Raw genomic sequence first — 13,492 nt, 5'->3', positions numbered from 1 at the left:
CGCCGGAGTCAGAGCGCCAGCGTGGCGCTCGCGGTGCTGCCGGACGGGGGTGGAAGCAACGTCGAGTCGATCCCCTCGGCGGCCAGCGCGGCGCGCAGGCGTTGCAGGTCCGCGCCGAACCGGACCAGGTCCGGCCGGTCGACGGGGGTGGGTGCCGCGCCGAGCAGCAGGCCGGTGGCCGAGGCGGGCCAGCCGGGCACCGTGGCGGCGAGCCCGTCGCGTACCTCGTCGTCGGTGACGTGGGTGAAGACAGTGCCCGGCGCGACCACGTCGGCCACCGCGTCGATAGCCCGCCGCACCGCGTCCGCCTCCGCGGGTTCGGCGCCGATCCGGTCGGCGAGCGTCGCCGCCGCCCGCAGACCGGCAGCGCGCGCCTCGGCGGTGCCGAGCGAGAACAGGTCCATCGAGGCGTCGCGGACGAGCGCGCGGGCGCCCTTGTCGTCGTCCCGGGTCGCGGTGAGGTAACCCCGGACCACAGCGACCGGCACCTGGTCGCACTTGCCCTTGATCAGCTCACCGGCGCCGGCCAGCTCGTCGACCACCGCCATCTGGGTGACGAACAGCTCGTTGCCGTACGGGTCGACCTCGCCCCGGTGGTCGCGGATCGCCGGCATGCCGGCCACGCCGAGCGCCACGTCGGTGAGCCCGTTGCGCCAGGGCCGTCCCATGGTGTCGCTGACGATCACCGCCACGTCGAGGCCGTACCTGTCCCGTAGCGCGTCGCGCAGCGCCCGGGCGGACGCGTCCGGGTTGGCAGGCAGCAGCACCAGCCGGGTCTTGTCCACGTTCGAGGCGTCGATGCCGGCCGAGGCCATCACGAACCCGTGGTGGGTCTGCACGATCCGGGTCTCGCCCCGGGTCGCCACCACCCGGGCGGTCTCGGCGGCCAGGATGCGGTCCCGCTCGGCGAGCCGTTCCGGGCCGTCGGCCGGCACGTCGACCAGCCGGCCCTCCGCCTTCGACACGATCTTGCTGGTGACCACCAGCACGTCGTGGTCGCGCAGCCAGGGCGCCGCGCCGGTGATCAGCGCCGCCAGGTCGTCGCCCTCGGTCACGTCGCCGATGCCCGGCACCGGCAGGATCTCCAGCCTCACATCAACTCCAGCGCGGCGCGCACCATCGCGGCGGTCGCCGCCTCGTCGGTCATCCGCAGCGGCGCCGCGCGGACCGTCACGTCCGGCACCACGGTGCGCTCGTCCTCCGGGGCGACCAGCCAGCCGTCGAGCAGCCCGCCCGCCGGCCGGGCGCCGTAGAGGGCGCCCACGCCGGCCGCGCTGCACTCCACGCCGAGCACCGCCAGGCAGCGGTCGGCCATGCCGCGTACCGGTGCCCCGCCGATGATCGGCGACACCCCGATCACCGGGGCCGGTCCGCCGGTCAGCGCGTCCCGCAGACCCGGCACTGCCAGCACCGGGGCGATGCTCACCACCGGGTTGCTGGGCGCGATCAGCACCACGTCCGCGGCGGCGATCGCCTCGACCACGCCGGGCGCGGGCTTCGCCGCGTCGGCCCCGACGAAGACGAACCGGTCGGTGGGTACGTCGGCCCGGTACCGCACCCACCACTCCTGGAAGTGGATCGCACGGCGGCCCTGCTCGTCGGTGACGACGGCGTGCGTCTCCAGGCGGTCGTCGGTGGCGGGCAGCAGCCGTACGCCCGGTTGCCAGCGCGCCGCCAGCGCCTCGGTGACCTGGGACAGCGGGTAGCCGGCGTTGATCATCTGGGTGCGCACCAGGTGGGTGGCGACGTCCTTGTCGCCGAGACCGAACCAGCTCGGCTCCGCGCCGTACGCGGCCAGCTCGGTCTTCACCGTCCAGGTCTCGCCCGCCCGGCCCCAGCCCCGCTCCGGGTCGGCGCCGCCGCCGAGCGTGTAGAGCACGCTGTCCAGGTCGGGGCAGACCTTCAGCCCGTGCAGCAGCAGATCGTCGCCGACGTTCACCACTGCGGTCACCTCGGCGCCCACCTCGCGGGCGTACGCCCGCACGCCGAGCAGGAAACGGGCGCCCCCGATGCCGCCGGTCAGTACCACGATGCGCATGGCGTCCATCCTTCCGCACGCGCCGCCGTCGATCGTTCGGTGGCCGGAGAGACTACGCTCACTTCGGCAACTGTCCGCTTTCGTCCCCTGGGGGAGTCCGTGACCAGCCCCGCCGAGCCCGCGTCCGGTGACGCCGCGCAGGCCAGCCAGTTGATAAAGCCGCTGCGCGAACTCGCAGCGCTCGTCCTTCTCGGCGCCAACGCCGTCCTACTCTTCGTCGGCCTGCTGCGCCTGCTCGTGCCGGTCGACGACTACAGCACGTTCAGCGGCCGGGCCGGTAGCACGTACTTCGCCTTCATCGGCCTGGAAGCGACGGTCCTGCCGTTGCTCGCCGTTCTGATCGCCACCGTGATCCTCCCGGTCGTCCCGAAGGCCAAGCTGATCACGCAGGTGGCGCTCGTCGAGTACGCCGTGTCCGTCGTGTTCGGCGCGCTGACGTTCCTGATCTGGCTGGTCGGCCGGCTCGCCGACGGCGAGGTGCTGGACGCGTTCCTCGGTCTGCTCACCCGCGCGGCGTGGTTGGCGATCTTCGGGGTCGCCGCGTTCGTGGTGTTCAAGATCTGGCGCACGCTCTACTACGTGCCGAAGCCCAAGGCGCAGCCGGGCGTGTACGGCCAGGCCCAGCCCGGCTGGCCGCAGCAGCCGGGTCAGCCCGGTGGCTACCCCGGTCCGGGCGGCTACCCGCAGCAGCCCGGCCAGGGCTACCCGCCGGCCGGCTCGCCCCAGCCCGGCTGGCCGCAGCAGCCCGGTTCGTACGGCCAGCCGCAGTCGGCGCCGCCGTTCAACACCGCCCCGCCGCACGCGCCGCAGTCCGGCCCGCCGTCCGCCGACCCGCAGTCCGGTGTCCCGTATGCCGGTCCGCAGTACGGCTCTCCGCAGTACGGTTCGCCGCAGTCCGCGCCGCCGTTCGGGCAGCCGCCGTCGGCCGACCCGACGCAGTCGATCCCGCGCCAGTCCGCCGAGCCGGGCGCGCCGTCGCCCGCCACCGACGACGAGCGCACCCAGCGGTTCGACCGCGAGGACCCGAACCACCCCCGCTGAACCCCGTCGCGGCGGGCGACGGACGACCGTCGCCCGCCGCCGGGTCGCGCGCGCGGCCTCCCCGGCCGGGCTCGACGCCTCCGGGGCCGCTGCGGTGCGGCGGGTCGCCAGCCGGCGTCCCGCTGCCCGGACCGTGACCGGGCGTGAGCGGCGGGACGTCCGGCAGCGCATAGGCTGGGCGAATGGTTGATCGCAGCGACCCCGAACCGACCGAGGCGACCATCCGGCGGGCGCTGGGGCGGGCCGCCACCGGCCGGGCGCTCGACGCCGCCGAGGCGGGCGCGTTGCTGGCCGCGCGCGGGACGATGCTCGACGAGTTGCTGAGGATCGCCTCCGACATCCGGGACGCCGGGCTGCGCGAGGCCGGGCGGCCGGGCGTGGTCACGTACTCGAAGAAGGTCTTCATCCCGCTGACCCGGCTCTGCCGGGACCGCTGCCACTACTGCACGTTCGCCACCGTGCCGCACCGGCTGCCCGCCGCCTACCTGGAGCGCGACGAGGTGCTGGCGATCGCCCGCGAGGGCGCCGCGCAGGGCTGCAAGGAGGCGCTGTTCACGCTCGGCGACCGGCCGGAGGAGCGGTGGCCGGCGGCCCGCCGGTGGCTGGACGAGCGGGGGTACGACTCGACGCTGGACTACCTGCGCGCCTGCGCGGTGGCGGTGCTGGAGGAGACCGGCCTGCTGCCGCACCTGAACCCGGGCGTGCTCACCTGGTCGGAGTTGCAACGGCTCAAGCCGGTCGCGCCGAGCATGGGCATGATGCTGGAGACCACCGCCACCCGGCTCTGGTCGGAACCGGGCGGCCCGCACTTCGGCTCGCCGGACAAGGAGCCCGCGGTACGCCTGCGGGTGCTCGACGACGCCGGCCGGGTCGGCGTGCCGTTCACCACCGGAATCCTGATCGGCATCGGCGAGAACCGGGCGGAGCGGGTCGACGCGATCTTCGCGATCCGCCGGGCGATGCGGGAGTACGGCCACCTCCAGGAGGTGATCGTGCAGAACTTCCGCGCGAAGCCGGACACCGCGATGCGGGGCATGCCCGATGCGGAGCTGCACGACCTGGCCGCCACCGTGGCGGTGGCCCGGGTGCTGCTCGGCCCGAAGGCGCGCATCCAGGCCCCACCGAACCTCATCGCGGGCGAGTACGACCTGCTGCTGCGCGCCGGCATCGACGACTGGGGCGGCGTCTCCCCGGTCACGCCCGACCACGTCAACCCGGAGCGGCCCTGGCCGCACCTGGAGGAGCTGGCGGCGCGTACCGCGAGTGCCGGGTTCACGCTGCGCGAGCGGCTGACCGTCTATCCGGAGTACGTCCGGGCGGGTGAGCCGTGGCTGGACCCGCGCCTGCTGCCGCACGTGAGCGCGCTCGCCGACCCGGCCACCGGGCTCGCGGTCGAGGCGGCCCGCCCGGTGGGACGGCCCTGGCAGGAGCCGGAGGAGGTCTACGGCGGCCGGACCGACCTGCACGCCACCATCGACGTCACCGGGCGTACCGAGGACCGGCGGGGCGACTTCGACAGCGTCTACGGCGACTGGGCCGAGGTGGCCGGCAAGGTGGCGCCGGAGGCGCGCGCGGGCGTACCCCTGGGTGGTGGCGCGGACGCCGACCTGCGTGCGGGCCTGCGGCTGGCCGCCGACGACCCGGGCGCGCTGCTGACGCCGGCGCACGAGGCCAAGGCGCTGGCGCTGTTCGGCGCGGACGGCCCGGCGCTGGACGAGCTGTGCCGGCTGGCCGACGACGCACGCCGGGACGCGGTCGGCGACGACGTGACCTATGTGGTCAACCGCAACATCAACTTCACGAACGTCTGCTACGTGGGCTGCCGGTTCTGCGCGTTCGCCCAGCGGGAGAGCGACGCCGACGCGTTCCGGCTCTCGCTCTCGCAGGTGGCCGACCGCGCCGAGGAGGCGTGGACGGCCGGCGCGACCGAGGTCTGCCTCCAGGGCGGCATCGACCCGAAGATGCCGGTGACCGGCTATGCCGACATCGTCCGCGCGATCAAGGCGCGGGTGCCGGGCATGCACGTGCACGCGTTCTCCCCGATGGAGATCGTCACCGCCGCCGCGAAGGCCGGCGTGCCGGTGCGGGAGTGGCTGCTCCAGCTCCGCGAGGCCGGGCTGGACACCATCCCGGGCACCGCCGCCGAGATCCTCGACGACGACGTGCGCTGGGTGCTCACCAAGGGCAAACTGCCGGCCGCCGCCTGGGTCGACGTGGTCAGCACTGCGCACGAGCTGGGCATCCGGTCCAGCTCCACGATGATGTACGGCCACGTGGACCACCCGGGCCAGTGGCTCGCCCACTTCCGGGTGCTGGCCGGCGTGCAGGACCGTACCGGCGGGTTCACCGAGTTCGTGGCGCTGCCGTTCGTGCACACGAACGCGCCGATCTACCTGGCCGGCATCGCCCGCCCGGGGCCGACCTGGCGGGAGAACCGGGCGGTGCACGCGATGGCCCGGCTGCTGCTGCACGGCCGGATCGACAACGTCCAGTGCTCGTGGGTGAAGCTCGGCGACGAAGGCACCGTGGCGATGCTGCGCGGCGGCTGCAACGACCTGGGCGGCACCCTGATGGAGGAGACCATCTCCCGGATGGCCGGCTCGGGCAACGGCTCGGCCCGTACCGAGGAGCAGTTGCGGGCGATCGCCACCGCCGCGGGGCGCCCGTTCCGCAAGCGGACGACCGCGTACGGTCACGCCCGCGCCTGAGGTCGAACCTTTCCCCGCCGCGCGCCGTACCTGTGGGTGCTGGCGGCGGTTTCGGCGAGGACCGCCGCCGGTGACCCCGAACCCGGGGCCCGGCGGCATCCGGGTGCCCGGCCCGCTGCGGCGCTGCGGCGCCGGTCCGGAAAGGTTGCCGATGAGCACTGACGAGACCACCGACGCGCCGAAACGGCGGACCTGGCCGCGGTTGACCCGCAGGCAGACGCTCACCGCCGCGGCGAGCGCGACACTGGGCGCCGCCGCTCTCACCGTGCCGGGCCTGTCCGCCGCCCAGAACGCCTCTACGGCGAGCCGGCGCGACGAACCGATCGTGGTCCACCTGCGCGACGCCGCCGCCGGCGTCATGGACGTCTTCGTCGGCGCCAACCGGGTCGAGGTACGCGACCGCGGCCTGGCCGACCGCCTGGTGCGCGCCGCCGGCCGGCGCTGATTCCACGCTCCGCCGGCGCGGGCTCCCGGTGCCGGTTCCGACTTCCGTTCCCCGACGAAGGTGCGTCCGCCATGTCCTCTCACCGCGAGGCCCCGGAGATCGCCAAGGATCCGGTCGCCGACAGTTCCGACCTGTACGCGTTCGTCACACCGAGCCAGCCGGACACCGTGACGTTGATCGCCAACTACGTGCCGGTGCAGCTCCCCTCCGGCGGCCCGAACTTCTTCGAGTTCGGTGACGACGTCCGGTACGAGATTCACATCGACAACGACGGCGACGGTTATCCGGACGTCACCTATCGTTTCGAATTCACTACCGAGATCACAAACCAGAACAGTTTTCTCTACAACACCGGGCCGATCGAGTCGCTGGAGAGCAAGAACTGGAACCGGCGCCAGTTCTACCGGCTGACCCGGATCGCCGACGGCCGCGCCCGGGTGCTGGCGCACAGGTTGCCCTGCCCGCCGTGCAATGTCGGCACGCTCTCCACCCCGAACTACCAGAACCTGGTCCGGCAGGCGACGTTCAAGCTGTCCACCGGCGAGAAGGTCTTCGCCGGCCAGCGGGCCGACGGTTTCTTCGTCGATCTGGGCGCGGTGTTCGACCTGGGCACGCTGCGGCCGTTCCAGCAGTTGCACGTCGCCGGCAAGAAGCTGTTCCGGAGCGAGGGGGAGCCGGTGAACGCGCTGGACCGGCTCAACGTGCACTCCCTCGCCGTGCAGGTGCCGCTGAACCAGGTACGCCGCAAGGCCGCCCGCTACGGCTACGCCGACCGTGCCTCGACGATCGGGGTCTGGACCAGCGCGTCCCGCCAGCAGGTGCGGGTGCTCGGTGACCGGGTGTCCGCCGACACCGCCGCCGGCCCCTTCACCCAGGTTTCGCGGCTCGGTAACCCGTTGTTCAACGAGGTCATCGTGCCGATGTCCAAGAAGGACCTGTGGAACACGCTGCCGCCGTCGGAGGACAAGCGGTTCGCCGGGTTCGTCGAGCGGCCCGAGCTGGCCGCGCTGCTGCCGACGCTCTACCCGGGCGTGTTCGGAAACCTGGACGCGCTGAACAAGTCCAAGAAGCCGCGCGCCGATCTGGTGGCGATCCTGCTCACCGGCGTCCCGGCCGGACTGATCGACGGCTTCGCCAACACCACAGGCGACACGCAGGCGGACATGCTGCGGTTGAACACGGCGATCCGGCCCACCCGCACGCCGGACCGGTTCGGGGTGCTCGGCGGCGACCTGGCCGGATACCCCAACGGCCGCCGGGTCGCCGACGACGTGGTGACGATCGCGCTGCGCGCCATCGCCGGGCTGACCGTGCCGCTGGTCGACAAGACGTTCCGGCCGGACGCCGCCGCGGCGGCCGTGACGCCGGGCCTGAGTGCGGCCGACGTCACAGCGCCGTTCCTGGCCGACTTCCCGTTCCTCGGCACGCCGTACGACGGGTTCGGCAACCCGCAGGCGAAGAAGTCCTGACGGGAGCCGACGAATGTCACACCGCCACGATCTCGGCCCGTCGGAGGTCGGCAGCGTCGTGCTCGACCTCGGCGGCGACCGGGGCGCACTGATCATCCACACCGGCCGGGACCTGCACGGCCGGGAGATCGAGATCAGCCGCGTGGACCTCGACGGTCCGCGGACCCACTCCGCCGTACGCGAGCGGCATGTCCGGGACGGGGTGTTCCACAGTGCCGTCTACCCGGATCTGGAGGCGGGTGTTTATACCGTCTGGTGGGACGAGAACACGACGGCCGGCGCGATCTCGGTCACCGGCGGGTCGATCGCCGAATTCGTCTGGCCCTCCAGCCAACCAGCTCGTCTGGACTGATCCGTCAGTCGTGCCGGAACCCGCGCCCCGTCCACATGGTGGACGGGGCGCGGTCGGCGTTGGCCGGCTCGACGGGCGTTACCGCGGGAGGCGCGTTACCCTTTGGCCCACCAATTCTGATCTTGGTACGAGCGGCCGGCGGGGGCGTCCGGCCGGCCTGTCGGCGATGCGCCACGGCAGAAAACTTCCCGCAACTCGCCGGGGAGGGCGTTACTCGTCCGGGGTCTGAATCGATAGGGCAGGTTGCGAGGCTACGGGCGACCGCGGCGGTCGTCCCGGACGTGTCGGGAGGGCGACTCCATTATCAAGTTTGGCTTGACGGCGCACGCATTACACGCGTGTAATTTGAATGGGGTTGTTCGCACGGAACGCAACAAATGGTGACCGTGCGGCCAGGCACGCCTTTCGCGTGGGGGGTTGCAGCGGCGAATGACGCCGGTGCGCGACAAGGAGGCAATCGATGGACGGCCAGCTCGAGGTGGCCGACCTGCTCGGGAACGCGCCGGAGTGGCAGGAGCGAGCGCTCTGCTCGCAGACCGACCCGGAGGCGTTCTTTCCCGAGAAGGGCGGCTCGACCCGCGAGGCGAAGCGCATCTGCTCGCGGTGCGAAGTGAAGACGGAATGCCTGGAGTACGCGCTCGGCCACGACGAGCGGTTCGGGATCTGGGGTGGCCTCTCCGAACGGGAGCGGCGCAAGCTCAAGCGGCGGGTCGCCGCCTGATCCGCGTACGGGTCCGTGGGTGGTGGGGGCCGCCCGGACCCGGGTCGCCGTCCGGTCGGCTCGTCCGGCCGGGTGGCGGCGCCAGCCGGGCCGGCCGGTGTCAGGCCAGTTCGTCGGGGTCGACCCCGAGCAGGTTCGCCACCTGCTCGATGATCACGTCGTGCACCAGGTCGGCGAGGTCCTCGCGGTCCATCGCGCGGAACTCCAGCGGCCGCCGGTAGAGCACGATCCGCGGCGGCACCTCCTGGCGGCCGGGCCGCCCGGGCAGCAGCCGGGCGAGCGGCACCTCGCCGTCCTCCAGCACGTCCGAGTCGTAGACGTTCAGATCCGGCGGCACGTCCTCGACCGCGAACTCCACCCCGGCCAGCTCCTTGGCGAACCGGCGTTCGAGCGTCTCCACCGTGTCGAGCACCAGATCGTCGAAGACCTCGGCCTTCGTCCGGGCCAGCGGCACGGTGGCCGGCACCAGCCGCCCGCGCAGCCCGCGACCGTGCCGGTCACGATGGGTGCGCCGGCCGGAGCCGGGGCGGCGGTTCTGCGGGCTCGTCATGTCGGACAGGGTAGCCCGGTCGGCGGTCCACCCGCCGTCGCGCGGCCGTCCGGCGTGCCGGTGCGCGATCGGCGGAATTGTGATCTCCGTGACGGGCGTGTCGTAACGCGAAGCGGTGCGCCAAACCCGGTAATGGGGATACCCTGCCGCGGTGAGGTCACCACGGCGCTGCTCCCGTAACGGCTGCCCCCGGCAAGCGGTCGCCACGCTGACCTATGTCTACAACGAGTCGACGGCTGTGGTGGGTCCGCTCGCCGCGTTCGCCGAGCCGCACACGTACGACCTGTGCGAGCCGCACGCCCGCAGCCTGACCGCACCGCGCGGCTGGGACGTGGTGCGGCACGAGGGCGAGTTCGAGCCGCCGCCGCCCACCACCGACGACCTGGTGGCGCTGGCCGAGGCGGTACGCGAAGCCGCCCGCCCGGCCCCGCCCCGTCCCCCCGAGGACGAGCCCACCACCAAGCCCCAGGCCCCCCAGCAGGGCCGCCGGGGCCACCTGCGCGTAATCCCACCCCATCACTGACCCACCGCCCCCGCCCGGGCCCTCGCCCCGCCTCGCCCCGCCCCGCCCGGGCCCCGCCCGCCCGTCGGTCGATCATGAAGTTGACGGTGTTTTCGATCTCCCTGAGTGCCGCTAACTTCATGATCAACGGGGTGGGCGGGGGGAACGGGGGAGCGGGTGGTGTCAGTGGCCCAGGAAGCGGTTGAAGAGGTCGGCTCGGCGGGACGGGCGAGACGTGCGGGGCTCGCTGCGGTCGGCTGAGGACATGATCTTCAGGCCGGCGTTCATGGCGAGCCAGCGCAGTGGCTCCGGCTCCCAGTGGGGGGAGCGGTGCCCCACCCAGGGCAGCGCGGTCAGGTCGCTGTCCACGCCCCGGATCAGGTCGGCGAGCGTACGCCCGGCGAGGTTGCTGGTGCCGACGCCGTCACCGACGTAGCCCCCGGCCCAGGCCAGCCCGGTGCGGCGGTCGAGCCCCACCGACGCGGCCCAGTCCCGGGCCACGCCGAGCGGCCCGCCCCAGGCGTGCGTCACCGGCACGTCCGGCCCGAGCACCGGGAACAGTTCCCCGAGCGCCCGGCGCAGCGCCGCGAACACCCGGGGCTCCCGGTCGAAGCCCTGCCGCACCCGGGAGGCGTAGTGGTAGGGGGCACCCCGCCCGCCGAACGCGAGCCGGCCGTCGGCGGTGCGCTGGCCGTACACGATGACGTGCCGGTAGTCGGAGAACGTCTCCCGCTGCGCCAGCCCGATCCGCGCCCAGGTCTCCTCGGGCAGCGGCGGGGTGGCCACCATCAGCGAGTAGACGGGCGCCACGGTCCGCCGCTGACCGGGCAGCCCTGGCGTGTAGCCCTCTGTCGCGCGGACCACCACCGGCGCCCGGACCACGCCCGCCGGGGTCACCGCCGCGCCCGGCCGCAACGCGGTCACCGGTGTGCGCTCGTGGATGCGTACGCCCCGGCGTTCCACCGCCCGGGCCAGGCCCCGGACCAGCTTCGCCGGGTGCACGGCGGCGCAGTGCGGCGTGTACGTGCCGCCGCGTACCCCCTCGGCGTCGCAACGCGCGGCGGCCTCGGCGGCGTCGAGCAGCGTCAGGTCGTCGTCGGTCAGCCCGTGCGCGTGGGCCTGGGCGACCTCGGCCCGGGCCCGGTGCAGCTGGGCCTCGTTGCGCGCGAGCATCACCGTGCCGCCGGCCTGCCAGTCGCAGTCGATGCCCTCGGCGGCGGCGACCCGCCCGACCTCGCCGACCGTGTCGTGCATGGCCCGCTGCATGGCCAGTGCCCGGTCCCGGCCGTGCCGCCGGGCCAGCGCCGGCAGCGAGGTGGGGAACAGCGCCGAGCACCAGCCGCCGTTGCGCCCGGACGCGCCGTACCCGGCGATCTCCCGCTCCAGCACGACGACGCGCAACGTGGGATCGGCCTCGGCCAGGTAGTAGGCCGTCCACAACCCGGTGTACCCGGCGCCCACGATCGCCACGTCGGCGTCCGTGTCGCCGGGCAACCCGGGTCGCGGTGTCAGCGGTTCGTCCAGGCCGGACAGCCAGTACGACAGGTGCCGGTAGCCCGTCATCGGCGTCAGAGCCGCGACCACGCCTCGGTCAGCACCGCGCGCAGGATCTGCTCGATCTCGTCGAAGTGCTGCTGGTCGGCGATGAGCGGCGGGGCGAGCTGCACGACCGGGTCGCCCCGGTCGTCGGCCCGGCAGTAGAGCCCGGCGTCGAACAGCGCGGTGGACAGGAAGCCGCGCAGCAGCCGCTCGGACTCGGCCTCGTCGAACGTCTCCCGGGTCGTCTTGTCCTTGACCAGCTCGATGCCGTAGAAGTAGCCGTCGCCCCGGACGTCACCGACGATCGGCAGGTCGTACAGCTTCTCCAGGGTGGACCGGAACGCGCCCTCGTTGGCCCGGACGTGCCCGATCAGGTCCTCGCGGGCGAACACCTCCAGGTTGGCCAGCGCGACGGCGCAGGAGACCGGGTGACCGCCGAACGTCACGCCGTGCGCGAACATGCCGGTCTCGGTGAGGAACGGCTCCATCAGCCGCTCGCTGGCGATCATCGCGCCGAGCGGGGCATAGCCGGAGGTGATGCCCTTGGCGGTGGTGATGATGTCCGGTTGGTAGCCGTAGCGGACGGCGCCGAAGTACTCGCCGAGCCGGCCCCAGGAGCAGATCACCTCGTCGCTGACCAGCAGCACGTCGTACGCGTCGCAGATCTCGCGTACCCGCTCGAAGTAGCCGGGCGGCGGCGGGAAGCAGCCGCCGGAGTTCTGCACCGGTTCCAGGAAGACGGCGGCGACCGTCTCCGGCCCCTCCCGCTCGATCGCCCGGCCGATCTCCTCGGCGGCCCAGCGGCCGAACGCCTCGGGGTCGTCGCCGTGCTCGGGGGCCCGGTAGAAGTTGGTGTTCGGAACCTTGATGCCACCCGGCACCAGCGGCTCGAAGTCGGTCTTGATGCCGGGCAGGCCGGTGATCGACAGCGCGCCCATCGAGGTGCCGTGGTAGGCGATGTAGCGACTGACCACCTTGTGCTTGGTGGGCTTGCCGGTGCGCTTGAAGTAGGCCCGGGCCAGCTTCCATGCGGCCTCGACGGCCTCCGAGCCGCCGGTGGTGAAGAAGACCCGGTTCAGGTCGCCGGGGGTGAGCGTGGCGATCTTCTCGGCCAGCTCGACGGCCTTCGGGTGGGCGTACGACCAGAGCGGGAAGTAGGCCAGCTCGCCGGCCTGCTTGGCGGCGGCCTCGGCCAGCTCGGCTCGGCCGTGGCCGGCGTTGACGACGAACAGCCCGGCCAGCCCGTCCAGGTAGCGGCGGCCCTGCGCGTCCCAGACGTACGCGCCCTCGCCCCGGACGATTGTCGGAACCTCGCCGGCGGGGTAGCTCGCCATGCGGGTGAAGTGCATCCAGAGATGGTCGGTGGCGTTGGCCATGTCAGCCCCATCGGGTCTCGGGCCGGTCAGGGGTGACACCGGCCGCTCTACCCACGGTTATCCCACAGGCGATGCGGATAAGGCAAGTAAACAAGCCTCAACGCGACGGATTCAGCGTCGAGTCAGCGCTGTATCAACGGAATCCGCATCAAGCGGTGCCCCAGCTGTAGGTCTGCTTGCGCAGCTTCAGGTAGACGAACGCCTCGGTGGAGAGCACGCCGGGAACCCCGCGCAGCTTCTGCAGGATCTCCAGCAGGTGCGCGTCGTTGCGGCAGACCACCTCGGCCAGCAGGTCGAACGAGCCGGCGGTGATCACCACGTAGTCGATCTCCTCGAACTCGGCGAGCCGGTCGGCGACCGACTCCAGGTCGCCGTCGGTGCGCAGCCCGATCATGGCCTGGCGGGGGAAGCCGAGCTGGAGCGGATCGGTGACCGCGACGATCTGCATGACGCCCGCGTCGAGCAGCCGCTGCACCCGCTGGCGTACCGCCGCCTCGGACAGGCCCACCGCCTTGCCGATGCTCGCGTACGGGCGGCGCCCGTCCTCCTGGAGCTGTTCGATGATCTGCTTGGCCACGTCATCGAGCAGAGCGTGATTGGCCCCATCACGCACAGTGACACGACGGCCGCCGTTTCCGTTCTCGTGATGCCGGTTGACCATCAACGCTCCTCGTGTCCGATTCTCCGTGTTGAGCGTAGTGCCCCGCGCAGTCTGGCGTATTTCGTGGTGACTAGCTATTCCGGCAACGGA

13 protein-coding genes are annotated in these 13,492 nt (G+C 72.7%); 7 read left to right on the top strand and 6 right to left on the bottom strand.

The window, feature by feature from the left end; translation table 11 throughout:
* Positions 1–8 precede the first annotated feature (8 nt).
* Together ACFYO8_RS22510 and cofD are read right to left on the bottom strand one after the other, a co-directional pair.
* Positions 9–1,094, bottom strand: coding sequence for a coenzyme F420-0:L-glutamate ligase (locus ACFYO8_RS22510; protein WP_387257489.1), 1,086 nt, complete (start codon positions 1,092–1,094; stop codon positions 9–11).
* The gene (gene cofD, locus ACFYO8_RS22505) at positions 1,091–2,038 is read right to left on the bottom strand and encodes a 2-phospho-L-lactate transferase (protein ID WP_354865026.1); all 948 of its coding nucleotides are present in this window, start codon (positions 2,036–2,038) and stop codon (positions 1,091–1,093) included. The genes ACFYO8_RS22510 and cofD overlap by 4 nt, the downstream gene beginning before the upstream one ends.
* 99 nt (positions 2,039–2,137) lie before the next feature.
* Here cofD and ACFYO8_RS22500 point away from each other — a divergent pair, with 99 nt between their 5' ends.
* From ACFYO8_RS22500 to ACFYO8_RS22475, 6 genes are all read left to right on the top strand, one after another.
* Complete coding sequence (locus tag ACFYO8_RS22500) at positions 2,138–3,079, top strand: hypothetical protein (protein WP_354865028.1); 942 nt, start codon at positions 2,138–2,140, stop codon at positions 3,077–3,079.
* 182 nt (positions 3,080–3,261) lie between these two features.
* A complete protein-coding gene (locus ACFYO8_RS22495; RefSeq protein WP_354865030.1) occupies positions 3,262–5,787 on the top strand; it encodes a bifunctional FO biosynthesis protein CofGH in 2,526 nt (841 codons plus the stop codon).
* Between the two features lie 151 nt (positions 5,788–5,938).
* A complete protein-coding gene (locus ACFYO8_RS22490) occupies positions 5,939–6,232 on the top strand; it encodes a hypothetical protein (RefSeq protein ID WP_354865032.1) in 294 nt (97 codons plus the stop codon).
* A 71-nt stretch (positions 6,233–6,303) separates the two neighbouring features.
* Entirely contained in the window at positions 6,304–7,701 is a 1,398-nt protein-coding gene (locus ACFYO8_RS22485; protein WP_354865033.1) for a DUF4331 domain-containing protein, read from the top strand.
* Positions 7,702–7,714: 13 nt separating this feature from the next.
* Positions 7,715–8,053: a phospholipase gene (locus tag ACFYO8_RS22480; RefSeq protein WP_354865035.1), complete on the top strand. Its 339-nt coding sequence runs from the start codon at positions 7,715–7,717 to the stop codon at positions 8,051–8,053.
* A 460-nt stretch (positions 8,054–8,513) separates the two neighbouring features.
* Positions 8,514–8,774, top strand: a complete 261-nt coding sequence (locus ACFYO8_RS22475) for a WhiB family transcriptional regulator (protein ID WP_013284161.1) — start codon at positions 8,514–8,516, stop codon at positions 8,772–8,774.
* A 100-nt stretch (positions 8,775–8,874) separates the two neighbouring features.
* Here the strand turns inward: ACFYO8_RS22475 and ACFYO8_RS22470 are convergent, their stop codons facing one another.
* The gene (locus tag ACFYO8_RS22470) at positions 8,875–9,324 is read right to left on the bottom strand and encodes a metallopeptidase family protein (RefSeq protein WP_018787548.1); all 450 of its coding nucleotides are present in this window, start codon (positions 9,322–9,324) and stop codon (positions 8,875–8,877) included.
* A gap of 151 nt (positions 9,325–9,475) precedes the next feature.
* On the opposite strand from ACFYO8_RS22470, the gene ACFYO8_RS22465 reads away from it, so the two are divergent.
* The gene (locus ACFYO8_RS22465) at positions 9,476–9,847 is read left to right on the top strand and encodes a DUF3499 domain-containing protein (protein ID WP_354865039.1); all 372 of its coding nucleotides are present in this window, start codon (positions 9,476–9,478) and stop codon (positions 9,845–9,847) included.
* A 162-nt stretch (positions 9,848–10,009) separates the two neighbouring features.
* Here the strand turns inward: ACFYO8_RS22465 and ACFYO8_RS22460 are convergent, their stop codons facing one another.
* The 3 genes from ACFYO8_RS22460 to ACFYO8_RS22450 form a co-directional block, all read right to left on the bottom strand.
* Positions 10,010–11,389 carry an FAD-dependent oxidoreductase gene (locus ACFYO8_RS22460; RefSeq protein WP_354865290.1) on the bottom strand — a complete coding sequence of 460 codons (1,380 nt, stop codon included), beginning with the start codon at positions 11,387–11,389 and terminating at the stop codon, positions 10,010–10,012.
* Positions 11,390–11,394: 5 nt separating this feature from the next.
* A complete protein-coding gene (locus ACFYO8_RS22455) occupies positions 11,395–12,741 on the bottom strand; it encodes an aspartate aminotransferase family protein (RefSeq protein ID WP_116504134.1) in 1,347 nt (448 codons plus the stop codon).
* Between the two features lie 148 nt (positions 12,742–12,889).
* Positions 12,890–13,402 carry an Lrp/AsnC family transcriptional regulator gene (locus ACFYO8_RS22450; RefSeq protein WP_354865041.1) on the bottom strand — a complete coding sequence of 171 codons (513 nt, stop codon included), beginning with the start codon at positions 13,400–13,402 and terminating at the stop codon, positions 12,890–12,892.
* Between the last annotated feature and the right edge of the window lie 90 nt (positions 13,403–13,492).

Origin of the sequence: Micromonospora sp. NPDC005257, assembly GCF_042872445.1 — a bacterium.
In the GTDB taxonomy this organism is placed as follows: Bacteria; Actinomycetota; Actinomycetes; order Mycobacteriales; family Micromonosporaceae; genus Micromonospora.
Note: the sequence above shows the minus strand (reverse complement) of the source record. Positions and strands in the feature narration are given on the sequence as shown.